Origin of the sequence: Bordetella genomosp. 9 (assembly GCF_002261425.1) — a bacterium.
Taxonomy (GTDB): domain Bacteria; phylum Pseudomonadota; class Gammaproteobacteria; order Burkholderiales; family Burkholderiaceae_B; genus Bordetella_C.
The window spans coordinates 1,800,413-1,825,706 of the sequence record NZ_NEVJ01000003.1 but is presented as its reverse complement, the minus strand read 5'-3'; the positions used below and the strand labels follow the sequence as shown (position 1 = coordinate 1,825,706).

Here is a 25,294-nt window from a genome sequence, read left to right as displayed (position 1 = left end):
AGCAAGCGGCGAGCCCGCGTGCGGCCGCGTGTTCGCACAGGGCAGGCGCGACGGTTTCAGCGCCGCCGCCGCAGGCGATACGCCAGCGCGTCGAGCCGGCTGACGCCGGCTTTCTGGAATTTCGGTTCGAGCGCCAGGATGTCGCGCCGATAGATCAGTTCCGCCACCGAATGGCCGGCGTACAAGGCCTGGACTTCCGCGTCGTCGACGCAGAACGGCGGGCCATCCATTTCCGCCTGCGGATAGTCCAGCGTGACGAGCAGGCCCTGGTAGTCGTCGGCAAGCTGGCTGTAGACGTGGCGCACGTAGGGCTCGCGCATGTCGCGCGGGAGCGCGACCAGGGCGGCCCGATCGAAGACGCCGGTGCAGGCGCGCAGGGTATCCGCGTCGAGATCGAAAATATCGCCGCGGATGATTTCGATGTGGCCGGGGCCGTGGCGCGTGTCATCGCTGGCGCCGTAGTCGACGCTGTAATGCTCGCCCAGCGAGGATCGACGCACGCGCGGCGTCAAGCCATGCTCATCGAAGAATTGCTGCACGGCCAGCGGCGACAGCTCGACGCCCAGCACGTGCAGGCCGCGCTCCGCGAGCCACAGCATGTCCAGCGATTTGCCGCACAACGGCACCAGGACGCGGCTGCTCCGCGCGAACTCCAGCGTGGGCCAGAAACGTTCGAGCGGCGGCGAGATGCGGGTTTGATGGAAATGCGTGCGGCCTTCGCGCCAGCGCTCCAGCCAGAATTCCGGTTCCATGCGGCCTGCTCCTTTCATGCGATCCCGCGATTGTAAGGACAGGCCGCGTGGTTCGTCAGATCGTCGCCATGTCGATGACGAAGCGGTACTTGACGTCGCTCTTCAGCATGCGGGCGTAGGCGTCCTCGATATCCTGCATATCGATCATTTCGACGTCGGACGTGATGCCATGCTCGGCGCAGAAGTCCAGCATTTCCTGGGTTTCCGGAATGCCGCCGATCAAGGAACCGGCCAGCGAGCGGCGGCCCATGATCAGGTTGCCGACGTTGGGCGAAGGATGCGGCGTCGCCGGTATGCCCACCAGCGTCATGGCGCCATCGCGCTTGAGCAGGGCCATGAAGGCGTCCAGGTCATGCGAAGCGGCCACGGTGTTCAGGATGAAGTCGAAGCTGCGTGCATGCTTCGCCATGGCGTCGGCGTCGCGCGAGACCACGACTTCGTCGGCGCCCAGCTTGCGGGCTTCCTCGACCTTGGACGGCGAGGTGGTGAAGGCGACGACGTGCGCGCCCAGCGCATGCGCCAGCTTGATGCCCATATGGCCCAGGCCGCCGACGCCGACCACACCCACTTTCTTGCCTGGCCCGGTCTTCCAATGGCGCAGCGGCGACCAGGTGGTGATGCCGGCGCACAGCAGCGGCGCGGCGGCGGCCAGGTCGGCTTCGCCATGCCGGATCTTCAGGACGAAGTATTCGTCGACCACCACGCTGGCGGAGTAGCCGCCGTAGGTGTTTTCGCCGCTGCCGTCCAGCCAGCCGTTGTAGGTGCCCTGGAATCCGTGCGGGCCTTCGCAATACTGCTGCAGCCCGTCGCGGCAGGAGGGGCAGGTGCGGCAGCTGTCGACGATGCAGCCCACGCCCACGATGTCGCCCAGCTTGAAGCGCGAGACGTCCTTGCCGACGGCGCTGATGCGGCCGACGATTTCGTGGCCGGGCACCGACGGGAAGCGGATGCCTTCCCATTCGCCGCGCACGGTGTGCAGATCGGAGTGGCAGACCCCGCAATACATGACCTGGATGGCGACGTCGTTGGGGCCGGGTTCGCGGCGTTCGATCGTCAACGGGGCGAGTGGGGTCGTGGCCGACTGCGCGCCATAGGCCTTGGTGGTTTGCATGGTGATTCCTTCGAGTGGTGCGCGTCCGCGCGGGCCGATCGGGACCGGTTGCGCGCGGACGTGAGAGAGGGACAGCTCGGCGCCGCCAGCTCCCGGATCGTGGATCGGGCAACGCCTCGGCGACGCGTCGGAGCGGAGTATAGGCAGCGCCGATTAGTGGGTCTATGGCCTAGAATTGGAATGGCCTACTGGCGAAACCCCATGAATCAACGTCCCACCCTGACCGAACTGACCGCCTTCGCGGCGATCGTGCGCCACGCCAGTTTTCGAGCCGCCGCCGACGAACTGGGCATGTCCGCCTCGACCCTCAGCCACATGATGCGCGCCTTGGAGCAGCGGCTGGGGCTGCGTCTCTTCCACCGCACCACGCGCAGCGTGGCGCCGACCGAGGCGGGCGCGCGCTTCTTCCGCAATCTGTCGCCCATCCTGGTCGAACTGGACCAGGCCTTGACCGACGTCGGCACCTTGAGCGAGCAGCCCACCGGCAGCGTGCGGATCAACGCCGCCGAGCCGGCGGCGCGCCTCTTGATGGAGCGCATCGTTCCCACCTTCCTGCAGCGCCATCCGGGCATACACGTCGACCTGGTGGTCGAAGGGCGGCTGGTGGATATCGTCGCCGAAGGTTTCGACGCGGGCGTGCGGCTGGGGGAGTCGTTGCCGCGCGACATGGTGGCGGTGCCGTTCGGCGGCGATGGCCGGCTGGTGTGCGTGGCCGCGCCTGGCTATCTGCGGCGCGCCGGCACGCCGCGCACGCCGGATGAATTGGCCCGGCACCCGTGCATCCGCTTCCGGCTGCCCAGCGGCAAGATGTACCGCTGGGAGTTCAAGCGCCACGGCCAGGAGCTGAAATTCGACGCGGACGGTCCCATCACCCTGGACAGCATGGATCTGATGGTGTCGGCCGCGATCAAGGGCCTGGGCGTGGCTTTCGTCTGGGAGGACACGGCCAGGCCGGCCATCGACAGTGGCCAGCTCGTGACCCTGCTGGACGACTGGACGCCGCCCTTCGACGGCCATTACCTGTACTACCCCAGCCACCGGCTGGTGCCGGCGGGCCTGCGCGCTTTCGTCGACGTCATCAAGGACGTAGAGCGCGACGCGCGGCCGACGGCGGCGCCGTGGCCAGGCGCCAGCGCAGCAGATCGACCACCAGGAAGGCCAGCAGGCTGAGGCCCATCAGCGGCAGGCTCCATCCCAGCGCCGCCGCCAGCAGCACGGCGACGCCGCGTTGCCATCCCGGCAGGCGGGTCCAGGCCTGCGTGACCGTCAGCACGGGAGATCCCGGCGCGGGCCGGCGCCGCCACCACATCGCATAACCCAGCACGACCATGGCGCTGAGGGCGATGCCGGAGGCGGCCATCAGCAACTGATTGGCCCAGCCGAACAGGATGCCCATATGCATGTCTATGCCCCAGCGGATCAGCTTGGCCACCAGCGGAAAGGTGGCGAAATCCGCGCGGCTGACGACTGACATGTCGCGGCCGTCGATGGCGACGGCGTCCACCTGCGTGGGCCAGGAACGGTCGACTTCGCGTACCGTCCAGGCCTGGTCGGGCTTGCGCGGCGGACGGACTTCGATGCCGTTGGCGTCGATGCCGGCCGCGCGCGCGGCGGCCACCACGCGGTCGAACTGCGTTTCGTCATCGGTCCGCGCGGGCGCCGCCATGGCCATGGCGGCGCCGCCGTGCTCCATGTGTCCCACGGACTGCATATTCGCCATATCCGCCATATGCTCGGCGTGTTCGCCGCCCGCCGGGGCCGCGGCACCCGGCTTCAGGCTGGTGGCCAACCCGGGGGTGAACCAGCCCAATTCCTGCCGCACCACGTTGATATTGCCGCCGGCCCAGCGCGACCATGTCAGCCCCGTCGCCGACAGGAAGAACAGGCCGATGGCGATCCACAGCCCGATCACGCTGTGCCAGCGCCTCAGGCGCGGCCGGCCGCCCGCCGCGCCGGACCGCGCGGCCGCGAGCGCCGCATTGCGGCGGCTGCCGTAGGCCCACAGCAGGATCCCGCCCAGCGCGGCGAACCAGAGCCAGGAAGCCGCCAGCTCGCTGTAGTTGCGGCCCAGGTCGCCCAGCATCAGGTTGCGATGCAAGGTATCCAGCGTGGTGCGCAAGGGCAGGGTGCCGCTGGTGCCGTAGACGTTCAAGTCACCCTTGACGGCCAGCGTGACCGGGTCGATGAATATCGCGCGATGTTCCGAATCCTGCAGCCCCGGCTGGGCGAACATGACGCGCGTGGTGGTGCCCGGCGTGGGGGCGGGCCGGATGGCGGCCAGCCTGGCTTGCGGACCGGTCACCGCGCGTGCCGCGGCGATCTGCTCGGTCAGCGTATGGGCGGGGCCGGTCGCGTCGCTGTACAACTGGTCCGCGTACAGGCGGTCTTCCAGCTGCGGGGTGAGTACGAACAGCGTGCCGGTCACCGCGGCGACCAGGATGAAGGGGCCGACGAACAGGCCGACGTAGAAATGCAAGCGCGTGATGAGCGCCATCAATGCGGTGCCGGCGGCCGTGCGGGCGACGCCGGCGCGCGCGGGCGCGCCGCGATAAGAGGTATCTGGCATGGGATGCACCTGTGCTTTGGACAGACGAGCGCAGTCCCGCGCGTGCGCGGACTGCGGTGGACGTGGGTATCGTCAGGCCAGGGGCGGTGCGCGCGAGCCCAGCGGCGGGCCGGCGGGCGGCAGGGGCGGGAGCTCGGCCGGCGCGACGAAGCGCACGGCTTCGTCGCGGACGGCCACCAGGAAAGGCGTCAGCGCCAGCGTAGGCAGATCCGCGGCCAGGTGGGCGGAGGCCCAGAACGGGCATTCGGCCCCGGCCATGTGGTCCGAGTCGGAATCGTGGTCATGCCCCCCGTGCGCCATGCCCGGCATGGCCATGTGCGCGTGGCCCGCGCCGGCGTCGCCGCGGGGCGCCAGGCCGGCATCAGGCTGGCCGTGGTCATGCGGGTCGTTCGCATGCGCGCCAGTGATCAACTGCAGGACCGATACGGCGCCGGTGGACGTGCACAGGCTGATGCGCACCACGCCGTGCCGCAATGCGGCGGTGTCGGGCATATAGCCCACCGGGATCATGGCCCGGAGGCTGACCGCGAGCAGAAGCAGGCACAGCATCAGGCGTGTGCCGGAATCGACGCGTCGCATCCGGGTGAGGTGGGGCATGAGACGCATTCTAGCAATCGCCGCGCCGCCCCCGCCGCCGCACCCCAGGGCAGGGCCGGCAAATGCAACCAGATCAACCAACGCTTCCCGAAAGCCGCGAACGCGCCGAATATCACGCAAGTCACGAAAATCGCGCGAAGGATGACGGCCCGATCGAGGTGCAGGGTCCGGGCATGGGGATTTCCTGTATCTTACGCGCCCAGTCGCGGGAATCCACCGCGAAGACCCGCCGCGACGAAGCTCCCAGGCACGATGCTTGCGTGCGTAGTCCTATGGTCGAGCATCGATCCGCGCGGGGCGGACAGCAGGAATGGCGGACGCGCATGGCGCGCACGGAGTAGTGGATATGGCAAAAATCATGGTGGTGGACGACGAGGCATCGCTCGCCAGGGTAGTGCACGATGCGCTCAGCGGCGCCGGCCACACGGTGTACGTCGAGAACGACGGTTTGACGGCATTGACCAGGATGCTGGAAGTACAGCCGGACCTGGTGGTATCCGACGTGATGATGCCGGGCATGGGCGGCGCGTCGCTGCTGACTGCCATGCGCGACAACGCCTATCTGGAAGAAGTCCCGGTCATCGTCATGAGCGGCTTGCCGGAAGAGTCCATCGTCAAGGCCTGCCCGCAGTATTCCGCCTTTATTGCCAAGCCCTTCGACCTGACACTCATGGTCGATACGGTGGACCGGGTGCTTGGCACGTCCATCTAGGGCATCGTCCATCCAGGGCGCCATGCCCGAAGGTGGTGCGCGGCGGCCCGCTTCCGGGCCAGGCCGCATGGGGATGGTGCCTCCCGTAGCGGCTCCTTTCGGCATCGGACCTTCCTTTCCCATATCTGCCTGTCGTCCCCCGCACGCATAAAGGGGGCGGGATTGTGCGCGCGCCCCTTCGGGCGTTATACCCGTTATGCATAAGAGACGAGAGGCCCGATCGCCACGCCGGTACGGGCCCGCGCAGCAGCGCGCAACGGGGTCCCGCCGGGATCTCATCCAGGAGACCATGATGAACAGTCCAGCAGACTTGAAGACCCGTCCCGCCCTATCTCCGGACCTGGAGAAGTGGTTGTCGCAGCCGCGGCCCATGCTGATCGACGGGAAATGGGTGCAGGCCAGTTCCGGCAAGACCTTCCAGGTGCATGACCCGGCCACCGGCGAAGTCATCGCCCGGGTCGCCGAAGGCGACAAGGCCGACGTCGACGCGGCGGTGCACGCCGCGCGCCGCGCTTTCGAAAGCGGCCCGTGGTCGCGCATGACCGCGTCGGCGCGCGGCCGGATGATCCATCGCATCGGCGATCTGATCCTGCAGCATGCCGACGAACTGGCGGAACTCGAAGCCGTCGACAACGGCAAGCCCAAGTCGGTCGCCCGCGTCGCCGACGTCGTGCTGTCGGCCGACATGTTCCACTACATGTCCGGCTGGGCGACCAAGATCGAAGGCAAGACCATACCCATTTCGGCCCTGGCGGCTCCCGGCATGGAGTTCGTATCGATGACGCGCCCGGAGCCCATCGGCGTGGTCGGGCAGATCATCCCCTGGAATTTCCCGCTGCTGATGGCGGCGTGGAAGCTGGCGCCGGCCCTGGCCACGGGTTGCACCGTGGTATTGAAGATCGCGGAAGAAACGCCGCTGTCCGCGCTGCGCCTGGGCGAGCTGCTGCTGGAAGCGGAATTGCCGCCGGGCGTCGTCAATATCGTCGCGGGCTTCGGCGAGACCGCGGGCGCGGCGCTGGCGGCCCATCCCGGCGTCGACAAAGTCGCCTTCACCGGGTCCACGGAAGTGGGCAAGCTGATCGTGCAGGCTGCTTCGCGCGACCTGAAGAAGGTCAGCCTGGAACTGGGCGGCAAGTCGCCCAATATCGTGCTGGGCGACGCGGACCTGGACATCGCCATTCCCGGCGCGGCCGCGGCCATCTTCTTCAACCACGGGCAGTGCTGCAATGCCGGCTCGCGCCTCTACGTACAGCGCAATATCTTCGACAAGGTGGTGGAGGGCATCGCCGAACAGGCCGGCAAGATCACGCTGGGTCACGGCCTGCTCGAAAGCACCCAGATGGGACCGCTGGTGTCGCAGGTGCAGTACGAGCGCGTGACGGGCTATCTGGAATCGGGCAAGACCCAGGGCGCCCGCGCGGTCTGCGGCGGCAAGGGGCTGGGTGGCGGCGGATACTTCGTCGAACCGACCATCCTGGTGGACACCAAGCCGGACATGAAGGTCGTGCAGGAAGAGATCTTCGGCCCGGTGCTGGTGGCGACGCCCTTCGACGAAGTCGACGATGCCCTGATCGCGCAGGCCAACAACACGGTGTACGGCCTGGCGGCCGGCGTCTGGTCGGGTAGCGAAGGCCGCGCCATGCGCATCGCCAACCGCTTGCGCGCCGGTACGGTGTGGATCAACTGCTACCACGTGTTCGACGCCGCCTTGCCGTTCGGCGGCTACAAGCAGTCCGGCTGGGGGCGCGAAATGGGCCAGGCGGTGTTGAACAACTACCTGGAGACCAAGGCCATCACGACCCGGTTGTCGTAAGCGGCGGCCGCGCGGGCGGATGCATAATGGCGCATCCCAGGGGAGACCGCCATGTACGTACCGCCCGCCTTTCGCGAAGAAGACCTGCCCGCCATCCATCGCGTCATGCGGGAAGCGCGTCTGGTGCAACTGGTGACCGGCGGGCCGGACGGCCTGACGGCCACGCCGCTGCCCATGCTGCTGGCGGCGGACGAAGGCGAGCAGGGCGTGCTGTACGGCCATGTGGCTCGCGCCAATCCGCACTGGCGCACGCCCGTGGCCGGCGAGGCATTGGCGATTTTCATGGGGCCGGACGCCTACGTCACCCCGTCGTGGTATCCCGGCAAGCAGCGCGACGGCAAGGTCGTGCCCACCTGGAACTACATCGCCGTGCACGCGTACGGCCCGGTCGAATTCTTCGACGACGCCGAACGTCTGCTGCGCGTGGTCTCCGGCCTGACGGAACATCATGAGTCGGGGCGCGCAACGCCGTGGGCGGTATCGGATGCGCCGGCGGATTACATCGCCGCCATGCTGCGCGGGATCGTCGGCGTGCGGCTACCCATCACCCGTATCGACGCCAAGCGCAAAATGAGCCAGAACCGTGTTCCGGAAGACCGGGCCGGCGTCGCGGCCGGCCTGGCGGCGAGCGACGACGCCGGGGATCGCGCCGCCGCGCGGGCGATGCCGGACTGAGCCGGCTCGCCGGGGCCAGGCATCAGGTTTTCGGCCTGGCGGTCTGGCCAGCGCCATCGCCCGGCCGGGCGTCGTCTTGCACGGGTTGGGCTTGCGCACCGGCCGGCACGGTCAGGGGCGACGCATCGGCGGGCAGCAGCAGGCTGGCGCGCGGGTTGGCAATCTCGATGCCCAATTCGCGGAAGCGCTCCAGGATGCGCCGGTTGATTTCCCGCTGCACGCCCCAGCGGCCCTTGTCGCTGCAACGCATCTGTCCGGCCAGGGTCACCATCGAGCCGTCCACCGAGTCCACGCCCCAGACCTCGATGTCGTTCAGGATCTGGTCCTTGAAGTTGGGGTCCTCGCGCAGCGATGCGCCGATCTGCTTGAGTTCACGCACCACAAGATCGATATCGGTGTCGTAGGCGACGCTGATGCGCACCGCCGCGTTGCCGATGCCGCGATTGGTATTGCTGACCGTCGATACCGAGCTGAACGGCACGATGTACAGCGCCCCATCGCCGCCGCGCAGGCGCACCGTGCGTATCGACAGGTATTCGACGCTGCCCGATACGCCCGCCACGGTGACCCAGTCGCCCACCCGCATGGCGTTTTCCATCAGCAGGAATATGCCGGTGATGAAGTCCTGCACCAGCTTTTGCGAGCCGAAGCCCACCGCCACGCCGATGATGCTGGCGCCGGCCAGCAGCGGCGTCGTATTGATGCCGATCTGGTTCAGCGCGGTCAGCCCCACGATCAAGGCCACGACGATGAACAGCGCCGTGCGCAGCATGGGCAGCAGCGTGCGCAGACGCGCGGCGCGCACGGCGTCGCCGCGCCGCGTCCAGCGGGCCAGGCGGCGCTCGACCGCGTACTGCGCGGCCTCCCAGATCAGGATGGCGATGATGATGGCGACGACGATGGTCGACGCCGCCGACGCCAGGCTGCGTCCCAGCGTTCCGCTGGCGAACCAGCTCAGCGCGTCCAGGCCCCAGGCCTCGAACAGGGCGACGACGGTGCACAGGATCAGGACCACCGACACCAGGCCGCGCGTCCACGGATAGTAGCGTTCCGCCAGGCGCGTGACGCCCGCGCGCTGCGTGCCGTCGCCGCTGTGGTCGCCCTGGCTGCCGGTGGAAAAAAGCCGGCCCAGGCTGCCCAGGATCAGGATGGCCAGCAGACGGGCGGCCACCAGCACCACGGCCGACATCAGGATGAAATGGATCAGCTTGGGAAAGCCGTCCTGCACGCCCATGGCCCAGATCACCCAGACGCCCATGACCACCACGATGGCGATGACCGCCCACGCGTCGGCCAGCCAGTTGCGGGCGACCGCCAGGGGCCCGGTGGCGTGCGGCGCCGCGCGCAAGGCGTGACGTATCGGGCGCCGCAGTCTCAGGATCAGGACGACGGCGCTCAGGTGGACGATCAGCGACACTGCCTTGAGAAAGGCCATGCGCAGCGCCGGCGCTGCGCCCAGCAGGGGGAGGGTGTCCGCGATGGCCATGCCGAACAGCGCCAGGCCGGCAATCCAGCGGACCGAGACCAACAGCAGGCGGGCCGTCGCGGGGCTCACGTTCAGGAGCCGCAGTCCCTGTCCGGCCGGCGAGACCAGCAGCCGCACCACCGCCATGGTCAGTCGCAGCGCCACGTAGGCCTGGATGAATCCGGTGACCGCTTCGCGCACCCGCAGATGATCCGCGGTAATGTAGCGCAGGGTCAGGCTGGCGGCGATGAAGAACAGCGCAATCGGCAGGATCTCCAGGATCAACGCACCGATGGCGTAGGGCAGGTTGCTCAGGGTGCGCCAGTGATGATGGGAGCGCTGTTCCCACGAAGTGTCGCGCGGCTCCTGGCCCGACGGCGCGGTTGCGTCGCCGTGCGCGGCGGGGGCCGGGGTGGCGCCGGCGGCGTTCTGCTTGCCTACCCGCACGGTTTCCACATGGTCCACGCCGTCGCGATGCGTCTGGATGATGGCGACGTCGTCGGATGGCGGCGCCAGCCCGGCCTGTGCCGCATCGGGCGGGGCACCCGCCAGTGCGGCTTCTTCCTTCTGCTCGCGCGGTGGGTGTGCGCGTGCCTCGGCGGCGTGGCGCATGGCGAGCCGGTCGGCGAGCCGTTCGGCGAGCCTGTCGGCGTGTTCCTGCAAGGCCTTGCGGGGACGGCGCAGGGCTGCGTGCAGTCCCCATTCGAGCAGCAGCCCTACCGCGAAGGCCGCGAGCAGGGCCAGCGCCAGCAAGCCGAGCAGGCGTTGGCCGGCGTCGGTGCTCAATGCGCGCGAATTCGCGATCAGCAGCGGGATTTCCTGTACGGCCTGCGCGGCCTCGCTCATCTGCGTGGCGAAGCCGTCCATCCAGGCATCCAGGCTGCGCAACATGCGCGCCGTCAATCCACCGCTTTGCAGCGGCACGATGGTGTCGGCCTTGTCCTCGGCCGGCGGCGGGCTGCCCGCGGGGGCGGCCGCCGCATCGGATGCCGTGGCTGCCGCCGCCGTGCCACCCGTGCCCGGCGCGGGCGCGGATCCGGCTGCGGTCGGCGTGGCGACCGCGATGGTGCTCAACACCTTGATCAGCTCGGACCGGCGCACATCGTCCCGCAGGATGTCGATGGTGCGCCTGGCGTCGTCTGGCGTAATTCCCTGCCGCGACGCCGCCGCGTTCACGGCATTGGCGGTCTGCGCATCGTGGGACGCCGCCGGGGCGGCGGCTGCCGGCGTGGAATGCAGGCTGGGAGGAAACGCCGTTGCGGCGGTCTGCGCGACGGCGGCGCTATTGATGAACAGGGAAAAAGCGGCGCAGATCAGGCCAGCCTTGAAGAGTGCTCTCATGCGCATACCAGGAAGCGGGCGCCGCGGCACTGCCGGCGCCGGAGTCAAAAACCAAACCGGGGCGCAAGCCCCATACCTGGGATGCGTGCGCGGCGCCCGCCGCGCCGGTGCGCGTTACGGCGCCGTTACAGCGGCCCCTGCCACGGTGGCCCCCGTCACGGTAGCACCTCTCACGGTAGCACCTCTCACGGTAGCACCTCTCACGGTAGCACCTCTCACGGTAGCACCTCTTACAGTAGCGCTTCTCACGGTGGCAACCGGGACAGCGGCATCCGGCACCGCGGCGTCGTCCAGCGTACAGGCGTGTCGCTCGCCCCAATCGCGCAGGGCCAGCAGCACGGGGACCAGATCCTGCCCGCGTTCGGTCATGACATATTCCTGGTAGACGCTGCCATCCGTTGCCGGTCCCACCGCCAGGATGCCGCGGTCCACCAGCATGCGCAGCCGGGCCGTCAGGATATTGCGCGGTATCCCCAGGCTTTTCTGGATGGCGTTGAAGCGTCCGATGCCCTTGAAGGCATCGCGCAGGATAAGCAATGTCCACCAGTCACCGATGCAGTCCAGCGTCCTGGCGATCGCGCAAGGCGAGGCATGCAGAGACTTTCTTTTCATCGATTTCTCCTTTGTGTGCGTCGCGCTTTGTCCACATCGCGCGGTTTACCGCTTGGGTGTCAGCCGCAGCAGGCGGCCTTCGGGACCGTCCTCGATCACCCAGAGCGCGCCGTCCGGCGCCATGGCGACGTCGCGTATGCGCTGGCCCATATCCCACAGGTCCGCCTCGCGCGCGCCGCCCTTGCCGTCGAACACGATGCGCGCCAGGGCGCGCGCCCGCAGGCCGCCGATGAATGCCGACCCGCGCCATTCGGGAAACATCGATCCTTCGTAGAAGGCCAGCCCCGCCGGCGCGATGACGGGCGTCCAATAGATCACTGGCGGTTCGAATTCCGGCCGGGTCGCATGGCGAGGGATCGGCGTGCCGTTGTAGTTGTCGCCGTTGGAGACGATGGGCCAGCCGTAGTTGCGGCCGGCGACGATCAGATTCAGCTCGTCGCCGCCCATCGGGCCCATCTCGTTCATCCACAACCGGCCGTCCGGCGCGAAGGCCAGGCCGTAGGGATTGCGGTGGCCGGTCGTCCAGGTCTGTGCGCGCACGCCGCCCGCCGATGCCCAGGGATTGTCAGGCGGCGTGCCGCCGTCCAGGTTCAGCCGCAATACCTTGCCCAGGGCCAGGTCGGGGTCCTGCGCCGTATCGGGCCGCATGCGGTCGCCCGACGTCAGGAAAAGATGCTTGCCGTCCGGCGCGAAAGCGATGATGCCGCCGGGTTGTCCGCCCGAGCCTCTGGGCGCCTGGCGCCAGATCACCGACAGATTCCGCAGCGCCGCCGCGCCGCCGCTTTCGTCCAGCGTGGCGCGCGCCAGGGCCAGGCCGCTGCCGCCAGGGCCCGGTTCCAGATAGGTGAAATAGATGGCGCGGCTGGCGGCATGGTCCGGCGCCGGCACGACGTCCAGCAGGCCGTTCTGGCCCCCGTAGGCCACCTTGGGCACGCCCGATATGGCGGTCTTGCGCCCGCGCGCGTCGACCACGAACATCCGGCCGCGCTTTTCCGTGATCAGCATGCGCCCGTCGGGCAGGAAGGCGATCGCCCAGGGTTCGTCGAAGGTGGCGACCGGTGTGGCGACGAAGGGTTTATCGGCGCTCGGCCTGATCTGGCCCGCGTTGGTCTCCGCCGCCGCCGGCAGCGCGAGCGCCGCGCAGAACATCGCGGCGGCCGCCAATACGCCGGCAAGGCTGATGCGAGCGAACTGCATGCGTCACCTCCTGCTTGAGTCAACCGCCTGAATCAGATGTCTTTCAGCGTCGCGGCCCACGTCTCCATTCGCGCTTCATCGTACGCCCCTGGGGGCGGTCCGGTCCGGGCCTGCGTGGCCCGGACCGTTGTTCATGCGCCCAGCGGCGCCACGTTCACGCTCTGCGCCAGCGCGTCCAGCGCCGCGCGCAGTTCGGCGTGTATGGGCACGCCGTTGGCCATGCGCTCTTCGTAGGTCCGGTGCGATTGTTCGCCCGGCAGGCGGATCTCGTCCCAGCCGGGCAACATCGGCGACGATTTCATCTGGGCCCAGATGTCGTCGACCTGTTCCTCGAATTCGCGCAGCGGCATGAATGCTTCCACGTCCAGCGCGATCACGGTGTGGCCCGTATTGGTGGTCGAAGCGTAGTCCTGGTTGAAATCGACGACGTCCTTGCCGAAGGCCGCGCCGTTCAGCGTGCCGGCCAGCAGGCCGAACATCATGGCCAGGCCGTAGCCCTTGGCGCCGCCGATCGGCAGCAGGAACCCTTCGCTGGAACGCTTGGGATCGAGCAGCGGCTTGCCGTCGCGTCCCACCATCCAGCCTTCGGGCATCATCTCGCCCCGCTGCGCCTTGGCCTTGACCTTGCCATATGCCGCATTGGTCGTGGCCATGTCCAGCACGATGGGCGGCCGGGTATGGCCGGGCACCGCGATGGCGATGGGGTTGGTGGAAAGCAGCATCTCCGTGCCGCCCCAGGGCGGCATATGGTTGGCGCTGCCCACGGCCATATAGATGCCGACCATTCCATGCTCCAGCGGCATGCGGGCATAGATCCCGGCGGGGCCGGCGTGATTGCTCATGCGGGCGCCAACCCAGGCGACGCCGGTGTTGCGCGCCTTCTGCACCGCCAGGTCGGCGGCTTTCTTCATGATCAGGTGGCCGATGCCGTTGTCGCCGTCCAGCAGCGCCGAGCCGGCGCGCTCCTTAACGACGCGGATGTCGGGGCGCATATTCATGCCGCCGGCGCGGATGCGCTTGACGTAGGGTGGCAGGCGGAAGATCCCGTGGGCATCGGCGCCGCGCGCGTCGGCTTCGGCCATGATGCGGCCCACCACGCGGGCGTCGGCTTCGGGCATGCCCACCGCGGCGAGGGTGCGGGCGATGAAGTCCTGGAGTTCGGTTGCTGGCACCCGGGTGGTGGTCGCGGCGGCGGTGGTTTCTTGGGGCATCGAAAGTACAGGAACGGCGTCCTGCCATATCACTTTGAACTGGGGATTTGAAGTATATGTAGACGTTCCTTGGGCGGCCAATGCCGTTTTCCTGTCCGGCTATAACAAACTGTTCTAGACTAAGGACGAGGCCGGTCCCCGTCGTCCTTGCGCCGGCGGCCGCGACCGGGCCAGGCGCCGGCCGAGGGGCCACTTGCCGAAATCACCGTGAACACCGCATGAACCTGAAAGCCCTGCGCTATTTCGTCGCCATCGCCGACACGGGCAGTTTCACCGCCGCGGCAGCCCTGGTCCGGATCGCCCAACCTGCGCTCAGCCGCCACGTGCGGGAACTGGAAAGCGAGCTGGGCGTGGCGCTCCTGCGGCGCAGCGCCCGTGGCGCGCTGCTCACGCAGGAAGGCGCCGCCCTGTGCGAGGCGGCGCGCCGCATCCTGGCCGAGGCCGAACAGGTCAAGACGCAACTGACCGCCCGCGCCCAGATGGGGCAGTCCACCATCACGGTGGGCGCCTCGCCGACCCTGGGCCGGGTGTTGCTGCCGGGTTTGTTCGAACGCTGCGACAGCGCCCTCGGGGGCTTCCGCATCGCCCTGAGGGAGTCCTTCACGCCGATTCTGTCGGACTGGCTGGAGCGCGGCCTGGTCGACGTGGCCTTCCTGACCAACCCGGACGGCTCGCGCGATTTCGCCCTGCACCATCTCTATAGCGAGCCTTTCGCCTTGATCACCGCCGCGCCGCGCCGCTATCCGGCCACGGTCACGGTCGCCGAGCTGGCCGACATCCCGCTGCTGATGACCCGCTTCCACCGCAACCTGGTCGAACGCCAGCTGGGCGTCGTCGGCGGGCGCCTGAACGTCCATGCAGAGATCGATTCGGTGGAATCCATCAGCGAACTCGTCATGCAGGGCCGCTGGGCCACGGTCATGCCGGTGTCCGTGTACAGCCGCCAGCGCGAGGCGCGCACCGTGGCGCTATCGGAAGTCAGCGGCGTGCAGCTCAACCGCCTGCTCATGCTGGCGGTGCGCCGCGACGGCGGGGCCAATCCGGGCATCGCCCTGTTCACCGAAATCGTCAAGGCCGAGTGCGCCGAACTGGTCGCGAAAGGGGTGTTCAGCTTTTCCGACGGTCCGCGCGTCGAGCGTGGCCAACCCGAGGGCGCCTCGCGCCGCCGCTCGCCGGCGACGCGCAAACAAAGCGTTAAATAAAGCGTTGAACCGACGGCCTTAATATATCAAGCTTGGATACAATGCCGGCTTTGATCTGTCGGCGGCCCGGACGCGGCGCGCGGCTGGATCGCGATCTGGAGAAGTCTCATGCGTAAACTCTGCCTGGCCATGACGCTGGCCGGTCTGCTCGCCAGCAGCGCCGCGATGGCGCAATCCACCCTGCGTATCGGCCTGCAGGACGATCCCGATGTGCTCGACCCGGCGCGCGCCCGCACCTTCGTCGGCCGTATCGTTTTCGCGTCGCTGTGCGACAAGCTGGTCGACATCACGCCCGACCTGAAGATCGTCCCGCAGCTGGCCACGTCCTGGTCCACCAGCGCCGATGGCAAGACCTTGACGATGAAACTGCGCAAGGGCGCCGTCTATCACGATGGCGCGCCCATCGACGCCGCGTCCGTCAAGGCCAACCTGGACCGCGCCCGCACGCTGCCGGACAGCAATCGCAAGAGCGAACTCGTCACGCTGGCCAGCGTGGACGCCCCGGATGCCGAAACCGTCGTCCTGCACCTCACCGAGCCTGACGCTTCGCTGCTGTCGCAGCTGTCGGATCGCGCCGGGATGATGATCTCGCCCGCGTCCTTCGACAAGGATCCGGGCAGCAAGCCGGTCTGCTCCGGTCCCTACAAGTTCAAGGAACGGGTACAGAACGATCGCATCGTGCTGGAAAAGTTTCCGCAGTACTGGGATGCCGCCGACTATCACTTCGACCGCGTCGTCTTCACGCCCATTCCCGACACCACCGTGCGCGTGAACAACCTGCGCGCCGGGGACCTGAACATCATCGAGCGCGTCGCGCCCTCGGACGCCAAGGCGGTCAAGGACGACCCCAACCTGCGCCTGGCGCCGGTGACCGGGCTGGGCTATCAGTCGTTCTCCTTCAACCTGGCCAACGGCGCCCGCGCCAACACCCCGTTCGCCAAGGACAAGCGCGTGCGGCAGGCGCTGGACCTGGCCATCGATCGCGACGCCATCAACCAGGTGGTGGGCGAGGGCATGTTCCAGCCCGCCTACCAGCCTTTCCCGCCGGCCAGCTTCGCCTATGACAAGCGCCTGGAACGCAGCGGCCGCGACCCCAAGAAGGCCAAGGCCCTGCTGAAGGAAGCCGGCTTCGATCGCGTCAAGCTGGAGATCACCTTCGGCAACAACACCACGATGCAGCAGGTCTATGAGCTGATCCAGGCCATGGGCGCCGAAGCCGGTTTCGATATCTCCCTGCGTCCGGTGGAATTCGCCGCCCTGCAATCCGCCCTGGCGCGCGGCGATTTCGAGGCCGGGCAGAGCGGCTGGTCGGGCCGTGTCGATCCCAGCGGCAATATCTACCAGTACATGCACACCAAGGGCAGCCTGAACGACGGCAAGTTCAGCAACCCCGAGGCGGACAAGCTGCTGAACCACGCGCGTGCCGAGCCGGACGAGGCCAAGCGCAAGGCGCTGTACGGCAAGGTGATGGACATCATGCATGCCGAGGATCCCATCGTCTACCTGTTCTACCTGCCCTGGACCTTCGGCGTGCAGAAGAAGATCCAGGGTTTCGTGGCCTATCCGGATGGCCTGATCCGCCTCAAGGGCGTGACCATGGCCGCGAAGTGATCCGGCGGCGCTGCTCCCTGGCAGCGCCGTTTCCACCCTGTCGGTGATCGCCACGGCGATCGCCGCCCCTGTAACGTGTACGGCCGCGCCGCGGTTACGCGCGGGGGCGGCCGGGAGATCGACATGATGTTCACCACCCGGCCGGAAATCCTCGGCACCTTCGGCGTCGTCACCTCGACGCACTATCTCGCCACGGCCGCCGGCATGGCCATGCTGGAGCGCGGCGGCAATGCGTTCGACGCCTGTGTCGCCACCGCCTTCGTGCTGCAGGTCGTCGAGCCCCATCTGGTCGGCCCGGCCGGCGAAGTCCCCATCGTTTTCCATTCCGCCGCGCGGGGCGGGGTGGAGGTGCTGTGCGGCCAGGGCACCACGCCGGCCGCCGCCACCCTGGAGCGCTTCCGGGCGGAAGGGCTGGACCTGATACCCGGCAACGGCCTGCTGCCCGCCGTCGTGCCCGGCTCCTTCGACGCCTGGATGCTGCTGCTGCGCGACCACGGCAGCATGCGCCTGCGGGACGTGCTGGAACCGGCCATCCACTACGCGGAAAACGGCCACGCGCTGATGCCGCGCATTTCCAACACCATTGCCGGGCTGAAGGCCTGGTTCGAGCAGCACTGGCCCAGCACCGCCGAAATCTACCTGCCCAACGGCGCCGTGCCCGCCGCCCGCAAGCTCTTCCGCAATACGCGCCTGGCGCAGACCTGGCAGCGGGTGTTGCGAGAGGCCGAGGCCGCCGGCGCCGACCGCCAGCGGCAGATCGAAGCGGCCCGCGACGCGTTCTACCGCGGCTTCGTCGCCGACGCCATCGACCGTTTCGTCCGCCAGCCCTGTATGGACGAAAGCGGCACCGCCCACGCCGGGGTCCTGACCGCCGACGACCTGGCGGGGTGGTCGGCGACCTACGAGTCGCCGCTGACCTACGATTACCAGGACTACACGGTCGCCAAGGCCGGGGCCTGGAGCCAGGGGCCGGTATTCCTGCAGACCCTGGCCTTGCTGAAAGGGGCGGGCCTGGACGCCATGGGCTCGTCCAGCCCGGAATTCGTCCATTGCCTGACGGAGGCGATGAAACTTGCCTTCGCCGACCGCGAGATCTATTACGGCGATCCGGCCTTTGTCGACGTGCCCCTGGAAGAACTGCTGTCCGAGGCCTACAACGCGCCGCGCCGCGCGCTGATCGGCGCGCGCGCGTCGCACGAGCTGCGTCCCGGCGTGCTGCCCGGCTACGAAGCCCAGCATGCGCGCATGCTGGACGTCCTGAACCGCCTGTCCCGCGTCACACAGGCCGGCGCCCCGACCAACGAGCCCACCATGGCCGACATGCGCGCCTCCGGAACGGTCAAGCGGGGCGACACGACCCACGTGGACGTCATCGACCGCTGGGGCAATATGGTCTCGGCCACGCCGTCCGGCGGCTGGTTCCAGTCGTCGCCGGTCATTCCCGAGCTGGGTTTCGGCCTGACCACGCGGGCGCAGATGTTCTGGCTGGAGCCGGGGCTGCCCGGCACCCTGGCGCCGCGCAAGCGGCCGCGCACCACCCTGACGCCGTCCCTGGCCCTGCGCGACGGCCGGCCGTATATGGTGTTCGGCACGCCCGGCGGCGACCAGCAGGAGCAATGGCAGCTGCAGCTCTTCCTGCGCCACGTCCACCACGGGCTCAACCTGCAGGAAGCGGTGGACCAGCCCATGTCGCACACCATGCACTTCCCCAGTTCCTTCTATCCGCGCGACCGCAAGCCGGGCCACCTGGCGGTGGAGGCCTCCTTCGGCAGGGAAACCATCGACGCCTTGCGCGACCGCGGCCACGTGATCGAGGAGGTGCCCGCCTGGTCGGTCGGCCGCCTGACGGCCGCCGCGCTGGACGCGGACGGCATCATGCACGCCGCCGCCACCCCGCGGCTGATGCAGGCCTACGCCGCCGGCCGCTGACCCCGATGGAAGGCGGAAGATCTGAGCCGCCGGCTGGCGCCGTCACGCCGCGGCCGGGCTGGTTCCCGCCTTTCCGGGCCCTTCTTCCCCGGCATTGGGCGCCTCTCGGTCTACCGATATCGTTAGCGCCGGGTCCGGCAAACGGGGACGTAAGTCCCCGCCAGCCCGCGGTTATGTTGTACGGACCCAACAGAGCGCCGGCCCAAAGCCGTGGTTTTGCGGCACGACCATAGCCAGTCCCCCGGATTTTTGATGCAATAGCGTCAACTTCCCTTCGCGGAGTTAGGGGGGCGGCAGGCTGGTGTGCTGGATTGCTGCTCTTGTCACTCAAATCAACGGAGATTTCTTAAATGAAAAAGACTCTGCTCGCTGCCGCCCTGCTCGCCGGTTTTGCCGGTGTTGCCCAGGCAGAAACGTCCGTGACCCTGTACGGGATTCTGGACACCGGTATCGGCTACCAGAACATTCGCGGCGTCAGCGGTATCGACAAGCAGTCGAAGTTTGGCATGCTGAATGGCGTGCAAAACGGTTCCCGCTGGGGTCTGCGTGGTTCGGAAGATCTGGGTGACGGTCTGCGTGCTGTGTTCACGATCGAATCCGGCTTCAATTCCGGCGACGGCAACTCGGCCCAAGGCGGCCGCCTGTTCGGTCGTCAAGCCACGATCGGTCTGGCCAGCAACAGCTGGGGTCAACTGGACTTCGGCCGTCAGACCAACATCGCTTCCAAGTTCTTCGGTTCGATCGATCCGTTCGCTGAAGGCTTCGGCATGGCCAACATCGGTACCGTGTTCAGCTCGTCCAACACGACGCGCTTCGACAACATGGTCCTGTATCAATCGCCCGTGTTCGGCGGCTTCCAGGTTGGCGCTGGCTACTCGTTCAACATCGACGATACGAACACCGCTCAAACCGGTTTCAACACCAACAACAACCAACGCGCCATCACGACCGGTCTGCGTTACGTGAACGGCCCGCTGAACCTGGCCGCCGCGTATGACCAGGTCAACCGCAATTCGGCCGTCGCTGACTCCGCCGCTGGCGGCCCTGGCGGCGATCGCATCCGCGCCTGGTTGCTGGGTGGTGCGTATGACTTCGAAGTGGTCAAGGTCTCGGCTGCTTACGGTCAAACCAAGGGCGGCTGGATCCAGGCTACCAGCCTGACCGGTCTGTTCACCAGCGGTTCGCCCAACCTGGGTGGCACCGTTCTGCCGACCAACACCTACAGCGACGACTTCAAGTCGCAGCAGTGGATGCTGGGTCTGTCGGCCCCGATCGGCGGCGCCACCAGCGTCTTCGGTTCGTGGCAGCGTGCCAACGTCAAGGACAGCAGCCTGTACACCAGCGGCTCGTTCGCTGGCGAAGACAGCAACATGAACGTCTACTCGGTGGGCGTGACGTATGATCTGTCGAAGCGCACCAACCTGTACGCTCTGGGTTCCTACACGAACAACTACGGTTTCGTGGACGGCCTGAAGAGCACGCTGGTCGGCGTCGGCATCCGCCACCGCTTCTAAGCAAAACACGGTACGGGGCGATTCGTCGCTCCGTATCGGATGCGTTTCGTCTGACCGGGATTCGTCCCGGGCGGCGTGAGCATATGGCCCTGGCGGTTCATCCCGTCATGGCCTTTGAAAGCCACCCTTCGGGGTGGCTTTTTTGTATGCGGTATTCCTCTCCTGCGGCTACAGAGTTCAGCGGGAAGTAACGGCGCAAATGCTACAATCCTAAGGTTTGAGCATTTCACGGACGCGCCCCAAATGAACCTGCAACAGTATTTCCCCGTTCTGCTATTCATCGTTGTGGCGACGTTGATCGGTTTCGCGCTGATCACCGCGGGCTCGCTGCTCGGGCCGCGGCGTCCCTACGCGGAGAAACTCTCTCCCTACGAATGCGGATTCGAGGCTTTCGAAGACGCGCGCATGAAGTTCGACGTGCGTTATTACCTCGTCGCCATCCTGTTCATCCTGTTCGACCTGGAAATCGCGTTCCTGTTTCCGTGGGCCATCGCGCACGGGACGGTCGGCCTGGTCGGCTTCTGGACCGTCATGATCTTCCTCGCGGTCCTGACGGTGGGTTTCATCTACGAATGGAAGAAAGGCGCGCTCGATTGGGAATGATGCCTACCTGCTCATATCCCATCCACGCCACCAGAGATCAAAATGGCTACTGAAGAAGGCATACACAAGCAAGGCTTCATCACCACGAGCGCCGACAAGTTCATCAACTGGGCCAAGACCGGTTCGATGTGGCCCATGACCTTCGGTCTAGCCTGTTGCGCCGTGGAAATGATGCACGCCGGCGCCGCGCGCTACGACCTGGACCAGTTCGGCATCATCTTCCGCCCTAGTCCCCGCCAGTCCGATCTGATGATCGTCGCCGGCACGCTGTGCAACAAGATGGCGCCGGCGCTGCGCAAGGTGTACGACCAGATGCCGGAGCCGCGCTGGGTCGTCTCCATGGGATCCTGCGCCAACGGGGGCGGGTACTACCACTATTCGTATTCCGTAGTGCGCGGTTGCGATCGCATCGTTCCGGTTGACGTCTACGTGCCGGGCTGTCCGCCCACCGCCGAAGCGCTGGTCTACGGTCTGCTGCAAATGCAGAACAAGATTCGCCTGACCAACACCATCGCGCGTTGATCGGGCGTTTGCCTGCATTGCGTGCCACGGCTTACCTAATCGTTGAAGATGATGACCAGGCTCGAAACCCTGAAAACCAATCTGCACGCCGCGTTCGGTGAAACGATCGCGCTGACCGAGGCGCTGGGCGAACTGACGCTGGAAGTCCCGGCCGCCCAGTGGGAGTCGGTGTGCAACCGCCTGCGTACCGACGCCGGCCTGCAATTCGAAACCTGTATCGACCTCTGTGGCGTCGACTACCTGACCTGGGGCAACGGCACGCGTCCGGCGGCCGACGATCGCAGCGGCGCGCGCAGCCAGCGCGGCCGTTTTGCGGTGGCGATCCACCTGCTGTCGATCGCCCACAACTGGCGCCTGCGCGTGCGCACCTGGGCCCCGGACGACGACTTTCCCATCGTCGCCTCGCTGATCGAATGCTGGCCCGCGGTGGGCTGGTACGAACGCGAAGCCTTCGACCTGTACGGCATCGTGTTCGAAGGCCATCCCGACCTGCGCCGCATCCTGACCGATTACGGCTTCATCGGCCATCCGTTCCGCAAGGATTTCCCGCTGTCGGGCAATGTGGAAATGCGCTACGACCCCGAGCAGCGCCGCGTCATCTACCAGCCGGTCACCATCGATCCGCGTGAAATCACGCCGCGCGTCGTGCGCGAAGATACCTACGGAGCCGGTCGCTGATCATGGCAGAAATCAAGAACTACACCCTGAACTTCGGTCCCCAGCACCCGGCCGCGCACGGCGTGCTGCGCCTGGTGCTCGAACTGGACGGCGAAGTCATCCAGCGCGCCGATCCGCACATCGGCCTGCTGCATCGCGCCACCGAAAAGCTGGCCGAGCACAAGACCTTCATCCAGGCGCTGCCCTACATGGACCGCCTGGACTACGTGTCCATGATGTGCAACGAGCACGCCTACGTCATGGCCATCGAAAAGCTGCTGGGCATCGAAGCGCCCCTGCGCGCCCAGTACATCCGCGTGATGTTCGACGAAATCACGCGCGTGCTGAACCACCTGATGTCGCTGGGTTCGCATGCGCTGGACGTCGGCGCCATGGCGGTCTTCCTGTACGCCTTCCGCGAACGCGAAGACCTGATGGATTGCTACGAGGCGGTCTCAGGCGCCCGCATGCACGCGGCCTATTACCGTCCGGGCGGCGTCTATCGCGACCTGCCGGACGCCATGCCGCACTACGGCGACTCCAGCAAGTATCGCGGCGAACGCGAAGTGCGCGCCATGAACGACGCGCGCTCGGGCTCGCTGCTGGACTTCATCGAAGACTTCACCAACCGCTTCCCGGCCTGCGTCGACGAATACGAAACGCTGCTGACGGACAACCGCATCTGGAAGCAGCGCCTGGTCGGCATCGGCGTGGTGACGCCCGAGCGCGCCAAGGCCCTGGGTTTCACCGGCCCGATGCTGCGCGGTTCCGGCGTGGCCTGGGACCTGCGCAAGACCCAGCCGTATGAAGTCTACGACCTGCTCGATTTCGACGTGCCGGTGGGCGTGAACGGCGACTGCTACGACCGCTACCTGGTCCGCGTCGCCGAAATGCGCCAGAGCAACCGCATCATCCGCCAGTGCGTCGAGTGGCTGCGCAACAATCCCGGCCCGGTGATGATCGACAACCACAAGGTCGCGCCCCCCAAGCGTGCCGCCATGAAGACCAACATGGAAGAGCTGATCCACCATTTCAAGCTCTTCACCGAAGGTTTCCATGTGCCGCCGGGCGAAGCCTACGCGGCCGTCGAGCATCCCAAGGGCGAGTTCGGCATCTATCTGGTCTCCGACGGCGCCAACAAGCCGTACCGCCTGAAGATCCGCGCGCCCGGGTTCGCCCATCTGCAGTCGCTGGACGAAATGACCCGCGGACATATGATCGCCGACGCCGTGACCGTCATCGGCACGCAGGACATCGTGTTCGGCGAGATCGACCGCTAGGGAACGCCGCACGACCTCGAAGAAGACCCGAACGGGCCTCTTGCATATTCCGGATTCAAACTATGCTGCTTTCCGAACAGGCTTACCAGAAAATCGACCGGGAGCTCACGAAGTTCCCGGCCGACCAGAAGCAGTCGGCCATCATGGCCGCGCTTGCCATCGCGCAGGACGAAAAAGGCTGGCTGTCGACCGAGATCATCGAAGACGTCGCCGTCTATCTGGGGGTGCCGCCCATCGCGGTGCAGGAAGTGGCCACCTTCTACAACATGTTCAACGTGGCGCAGACCGGCAAGCACAAAATCTCGGTCTGTACCAACCTGCCGTGCGCGCTGCGTGACGGTGACAAGGCGGGCGACTACCTGAAGCGCAAGCTCGGCGTCGACTACCGCGGCACCACCGCCGACGGCATGTTCACCCTGGTCGAAGGCGAATGCATGGGCGCCTGCGGCGATTCGCCGGTGCTGCTGGTGAACAACAAGCACATGTGTGTACGCATGACCGAAGCGCGGATGGACGAGCTGATCGACGGCCTGCGCGCGCAAGGAGAAACGGCATGAACGCGCCGGACCTTTATCGCAATTTCGCCCAGGGGCTGGACCCCGATCCCTTGCGCGACCTGTCGCAGTCGATGTGCCTGCATGGCCGCCATCTGCAGCCGCAAATCCTGGCCGACCTGGATGGCGCGAACTGGCGCCTGGAAGAATACGTCAAGCGTGGCGGCTACGAGGCCCTGCGCAAGATCCTGACGACCGGCATGAAGCCGGAAGAAGTCATCGCCGAGGTCAAGGCTTCGGGCTTGCGCGGCCGCGGCGGCGCCGGTTTCCCGACTGGGCTGAAGTGGAGCTTCATGCCGCGCACGTTCCCGGGCCAGAAGTACCTGGTGTGCAATTCGGACGAGGGCGAGCCCGGCACGTTCAAGGATCGCGACATCCTGCGCTTCAATCCGCACATCGTGATCGAAGGCATGGCCATCGCGGCCTACGCCATGGGCATCTCGGTGGGCTACAACTATATCCACGGTGAAATCTTCGAGGTGTACGAACGCTTCGAGGAAGCCCTGGAAGAAGCGCGCGCCGCCGGCTTCCTGGGCGACAGGATCCTGGGTTCGGAATTCAACTTCCAGCTGCATGCCTTCCATGGCTACGGCGCCTATATCTGCGGCGAAGAAACCGCCTTGCTGGAATCGCTGGAAGGCAAGAAAGGCCAGCCGCGCTTCAAGCCGCCGTTTCCCGCCAGCTTCGGCCTGTATGGCAAGCCGACGACGATCAACAACACCGAAACCTTCGCGGCGGTGCCCTGGATCATCCGCAACAGCGGCCAGCAATACCTGGAAATCGGCAAGCCGAACAACGGCGGCACCAAGATCTTCTCGATCACCGGCGACGTCGAACGTCCCGGCAATTACGAGATTCCCATGGGCACGCCGTTCTCCAAGCTGCTGGAACTGGCTGGCGGCATGCGCGGCGGCCGCAAGCTCAAGGCCGTGATCCCCGGCGGCTCCAGCGCCCCGGTGCTGCCCGCCAGCATCATGATGGACACCACCATGGACTACGACGCCATCGCCAAGGCCGGCTCCATGCTGGGTTCGGGCGCCGTGATCGTCATGGACGAAACGCGCTGCATGGTGAAGTCGCTGCTGCGCCTGTCCTATTTCTACTTCGAGGAAAGCTGCGGCCAGTGCACGCCGTGCCGTGAAGGCACCGGCTGGCTGTATCGCATGGTGAACCGCATCGAGCATGGCGAAGGCCGTCCGGAAGACCTGGATCTGCTCGACAGTGTGGCGGGCAACATCATGGGCCGCACGATCTGTGCGCTGGGCGACGCGGCCGCGATGCCCGTGCGCGGCTTCCTGAAGCATTTCCACGACGAATTCGCGTACCACGTCGAGCACAAAAAGTGCGTGGTCCCGCATTATCTGTAGGTC

Annotated in this window: 22 protein-coding genes; 14 read left to right on the top strand and 8 right to left on the bottom strand. The window is 66.9% G+C overall.

The genetic code is table 11. The annotated features are described in order from the left end of the window. Positions 1-56 precede the first annotated feature (56 nt). Complete coding sequence (locus tag CAL26_RS19350; protein ID WP_094848385.1) at positions 57-752, bottom strand: thiopurine S-methyltransferase; 696 nt, start codon at positions 750-752, stop codon at positions 57-59. Positions 753-807: 55 nt separating this feature from the next. After that, positions 808-1,863, bottom strand: coding sequence for an NAD(P)-dependent alcohol dehydrogenase (locus CAL26_RS19345; RefSeq protein WP_094848384.1), 1,056 nt, complete (start codon positions 1,861-1,863; stop codon positions 808-810). Positions 1,864-2,064: 201 nt separating this feature from the next. Between CAL26_RS19345 and CAL26_RS19340 the strand changes: the two genes are divergently transcribed. Next, complete coding sequence (locus CAL26_RS19340; protein ID WP_094848383.1) at positions 2,065-3,033, top strand: LysR family transcriptional regulator; 969 nt, start codon at positions 2,065-2,067, stop codon at positions 3,031-3,033. On the opposite strand, the gene CAL26_RS19335 is transcribed toward CAL26_RS19340, so the two are convergent. After that, on the bottom strand, positions 2,942-4,429 hold the full coding sequence (locus CAL26_RS19335) for a PepSY-associated TM helix domain-containing protein (protein ID WP_094848382.1): 1,488 nt from the start codon (positions 4,427-4,429) through the stop codon (positions 2,942-2,944). The genes CAL26_RS19340 and CAL26_RS19335 overlap by 92 nt on opposite strands. 72 nt (positions 4,430-4,501) lie before the next feature. Further along, on the bottom strand, positions 4,502-5,026 hold the full coding sequence (locus tag CAL26_RS19330) for a DUF2946 family protein (protein ID WP_143277456.1): 525 nt from the start codon (positions 5,024-5,026) through the stop codon (positions 4,502-4,504). A 346-nt stretch (positions 5,027-5,372) separates the two neighbouring features. Between CAL26_RS19330 and CAL26_RS19325 the strand changes: the two genes are divergently transcribed. The 3 genes from CAL26_RS19325 (at position 5,373) to CAL26_RS19315 (ending at position 8,226) form a co-directional block, all read left to right on the top strand. Next, complete coding sequence (locus CAL26_RS19325) at positions 5,373-5,738, top strand: response regulator (RefSeq protein WP_179283396.1); 366 nt, start codon at positions 5,373-5,375, stop codon at positions 5,736-5,738. 292 nt (positions 5,739-6,030) lie between these two features. Next, on the top strand, positions 6,031-7,551 hold the full coding sequence (locus CAL26_RS19320; RefSeq protein WP_094848379.1) for an aldehyde dehydrogenase family protein: 1,521 nt from the start codon (positions 6,031-6,033) through the stop codon (positions 7,549-7,551). A gap of 51 nt (positions 7,552-7,602) precedes the next feature. Then, positions 7,603-8,226: an FMN-binding negative transcriptional regulator gene (locus CAL26_RS19315; RefSeq protein ID WP_094848378.1), complete on the top strand. Its 624-nt coding sequence runs from the start codon at positions 7,603-7,605 to the stop codon at positions 8,224-8,226. Positions 8,227-8,248: 22 nt separating this feature from the next. Here CAL26_RS19315 and CAL26_RS19310 read toward each other — a convergent pair whose 3' ends face one another. The 4 genes from CAL26_RS19310 to CAL26_RS19295 all read right to left on the bottom strand — a co-directional run bounded on the left by CAL26_RS19310 (position 8,249) and on the right by CAL26_RS19295 (position 14,052). Then, positions 8,249-11,032: a mechanosensitive ion channel domain-containing protein gene (locus CAL26_RS19310; RefSeq protein ID WP_094849977.1), complete on the bottom strand. Its 2,784-nt coding sequence runs from the start codon at positions 11,030-11,032 to the stop codon at positions 8,249-8,251. A gap of 114 nt (positions 11,033-11,146) precedes the next feature. After that, the gene (locus CAL26_RS28480; protein ID WP_218831562.1) at positions 11,147-11,644 is read right to left on the bottom strand and encodes a winged helix-turn-helix transcriptional regulator; all 498 of its coding nucleotides are present in this window, start codon (positions 11,642-11,644) and stop codon (positions 11,147-11,149) included. Between the two features lie 45 nt (positions 11,645-11,689). Continuing rightward, positions 11,690-12,841 (bottom strand): PQQ-dependent sugar dehydrogenase, encoded by a 1,152-nt coding sequence (locus CAL26_RS19300; RefSeq protein WP_094848377.1) that lies wholly within the window; start codon positions 12,839-12,841, stop codon positions 11,690-11,692. A 131-nt stretch (positions 12,842-12,972) separates the two neighbouring features. Then, positions 12,973-14,052, bottom strand: a complete 1,080-nt coding sequence (locus tag CAL26_RS19295) for an Ldh family oxidoreductase (RefSeq protein ID WP_094849976.1) — start codon at positions 14,050-14,052, stop codon at positions 12,973-12,975. Between the two features lie 218 nt (positions 14,053-14,270). Here CAL26_RS19295 and CAL26_RS19290 point away from each other — a divergent pair, with 218 nt between their 5' ends. The 10 genes from CAL26_RS19290 to nuoF all read left to right on the top strand — a co-directional run bounded on the left by CAL26_RS19290 (position 14,271) and on the right by nuoF (position 25,291). Continuing rightward, the gene (locus tag CAL26_RS19290; protein ID WP_179283395.1) at positions 14,271-15,254 is read left to right on the top strand and encodes a LysR family transcriptional regulator; all 984 of its coding nucleotides are present in this window, start codon (positions 14,271-14,273) and stop codon (positions 15,252-15,254) included. 108 nt (positions 15,255-15,362) lie between these two features. Next, positions 15,363-16,865: an ABC transporter substrate-binding protein gene (locus CAL26_RS19285; protein WP_094848375.1), complete on the top strand. Its 1,503-nt coding sequence runs from the start codon at positions 15,363-15,365 to the stop codon at positions 16,863-16,865. Positions 16,866-16,991: 126 nt separating this feature from the next. Continuing rightward, entirely contained in the window at positions 16,992-18,794 is a 1,803-nt protein-coding gene (locus CAL26_RS19280) for a gamma-glutamyltransferase family protein (RefSeq protein ID WP_179283517.1), read from the top strand. Between the two features lie 350 nt (positions 18,795-19,144). Continuing rightward, the gene (locus CAL26_RS19275; RefSeq protein ID WP_094848374.1) at positions 19,145-20,308 is read left to right on the top strand and encodes a porin; all 1,164 of its coding nucleotides are present in this window, start codon (positions 19,145-19,147) and stop codon (positions 20,306-20,308) included. 243 nt (positions 20,309-20,551) lie between these two features. Then, complete coding sequence (locus CAL26_RS19270) at positions 20,552-20,911, top strand: NADH-quinone oxidoreductase subunit A (protein ID WP_086066173.1); 360 nt, start codon at positions 20,552-20,554, stop codon at positions 20,909-20,911. A gap of 42 nt (positions 20,912-20,953) precedes the next feature. After that, positions 20,954-21,433, top strand: a complete 480-nt coding sequence (locus CAL26_RS19265) for a NuoB/complex I 20 kDa subunit family protein (protein ID WP_094848373.1) — start codon at positions 20,954-20,956, stop codon at positions 21,431-21,433. A 48-nt stretch (positions 21,434-21,481) separates the two neighbouring features. Further along, positions 21,482-22,111: an NADH-quinone oxidoreductase subunit C gene (locus CAL26_RS19260; protein ID WP_094848372.1), complete on the top strand. Its 630-nt coding sequence runs from the start codon at positions 21,482-21,484 to the stop codon at positions 22,109-22,111. A gap of 2 nt (positions 22,112-22,113) precedes the next feature. Continuing rightward, positions 22,114-23,370, top strand: coding sequence for an NADH-quinone oxidoreductase subunit D (locus CAL26_RS19255; RefSeq protein ID WP_094848371.1), 1,257 nt, complete (start codon positions 22,114-22,116; stop codon positions 23,368-23,370). A 62-nt stretch (positions 23,371-23,432) separates the two neighbouring features. Continuing rightward, a complete protein-coding gene (gene nuoE, locus CAL26_RS19250) occupies positions 23,433-23,927 on the top strand; it encodes an NADH-quinone oxidoreductase subunit NuoE (RefSeq protein WP_094848370.1) in 495 nt (164 codons plus the stop codon). Continuing rightward, on the top strand, positions 23,924-25,291 hold the full coding sequence (nuoF, locus tag CAL26_RS19245; protein ID WP_094848369.1) for an NADH-quinone oxidoreductase subunit NuoF: 1,368 nt from the start codon (positions 23,924-23,926) through the stop codon (positions 25,289-25,291). The genes nuoE and nuoF overlap by 4 nt, the downstream gene beginning before the upstream one ends. Positions 25,292-25,294 lie beyond the last annotated feature (3 nt).

Excerpts from the sequence above, each read along its gene's own strand:
- CAL26_RS19350 (WP_094848385.1), bottom strand. The coding sequence starts at position 752 with ATGGAACCGGAATTCTGGCTGGAGCGCTGGCGCGAAGGCCGCACGCAT.
- CAL26_RS19345 (WP_094848384.1), bottom strand. The coding sequence starts at position 1,863 with ATGCAAACCACCAAGGCCTATGGCGCGCAGTCGGCCACGACCCCACTC.
- CAL26_RS19340 (WP_094848383.1), top strand. The coding sequence starts at position 2,065 with ATGAATCAACGTCCCACCCTGACCGAACTGACCGCCTTCGCGGCGATC.
- CAL26_RS19335 (WP_094848382.1), bottom strand. The coding sequence starts at position 4,429 with ATGCCAGATACCTCTTATCGCGGCGCGCCCGCGCGCGCCGGCGTCGCC.
- CAL26_RS19330 (WP_143277456.1), bottom strand. The coding sequence starts at position 5,026 with ATGCCCCACCTCACCCGGATGCGACGCGTCGATTCCGGCACACGCCTG.
- CAL26_RS19325 (WP_179283396.1), top strand. The coding sequence starts at position 5,373 with ATGGCAAAAATCATGGTGGTGGACGACGAGGCATCGCTCGCCAGGGTA.
- CAL26_RS19320 (WP_094848379.1), top strand. The coding sequence starts at position 6,031 with ATGAACAGTCCAGCAGACTTGAAGACCCGTCCCGCCCTATCTCCGGAC.
- CAL26_RS19315 (WP_094848378.1), top strand. The coding sequence starts at position 7,603 with ATGTACGTACCGCCCGCCTTTCGCGAAGAAGACCTGCCCGCCATCCAT.
- CAL26_RS19310 (WP_094849977.1), bottom strand. The coding sequence starts at position 11,032 with ATGAGAGCACTCTTCAAGGCTGGCCTGATCTGCGCCGCTTTTTCCCTG.
- CAL26_RS28480 (WP_218831562.1), bottom strand. The coding sequence starts at position 11,644 with ATGAAAAGAAAGTCTCTGCATGCCTCGCCTTGCGCGATCGCCAGGACG.
- CAL26_RS19300 (WP_094848377.1), bottom strand. The coding sequence starts at position 12,841 with ATGCAGTTCGCTCGCATCAGCCTTGCCGGCGTATTGGCGGCCGCCGCG.
- CAL26_RS19295 (WP_094849976.1), bottom strand. The coding sequence starts at position 14,052 with ATGCCCCAAGAAACCACCGCCGCCGCGACCACCACCCGGGTGCCAGCA.
- CAL26_RS19290 (WP_179283395.1), top strand. The coding sequence starts at position 14,271 with ATGAACCTGAAAGCCCTGCGCTATTTCGTCGCCATCGCCGACACGGGC.
- CAL26_RS19285 (WP_094848375.1), top strand. The coding sequence starts at position 15,363 with ATGCGTAAACTCTGCCTGGCCATGACGCTGGCCGGTCTGCTCGCCAGC.
- CAL26_RS19280 (WP_179283517.1), top strand. The coding sequence starts at position 16,992 with ATGTTCACCACCCGGCCGGAAATCCTCGGCACCTTCGGCGTCGTCACC.
- CAL26_RS19275 (WP_094848374.1), top strand. The coding sequence starts at position 19,145 with ATGAAAAAGACTCTGCTCGCTGCCGCCCTGCTCGCCGGTTTTGCCGGT.
- CAL26_RS19270 (WP_086066173.1), top strand. The coding sequence starts at position 20,552 with ATGAACCTGCAACAGTATTTCCCCGTTCTGCTATTCATCGTTGTGGCG.
- CAL26_RS19265 (WP_094848373.1), top strand. The coding sequence starts at position 20,954 with ATGGCTACTGAAGAAGGCATACACAAGCAAGGCTTCATCACCACGAGC.
- CAL26_RS19260 (WP_094848372.1), top strand. The coding sequence starts at position 21,482 with ATGATGACCAGGCTCGAAACCCTGAAAACCAATCTGCACGCCGCGTTC.
- CAL26_RS19255 (WP_094848371.1), top strand. The coding sequence starts at position 22,114 with ATGGCAGAAATCAAGAACTACACCCTGAACTTCGGTCCCCAGCACCCG.
- nuoE (WP_094848370.1), top strand. The coding sequence starts at position 23,433 with ATGCTGCTTTCCGAACAGGCTTACCAGAAAATCGACCGGGAGCTCACG.
- nuoF (WP_094848369.1), top strand. The coding sequence starts at position 23,924 with ATGAACGCGCCGGACCTTTATCGCAATTTCGCCCAGGGGCTGGACCCC.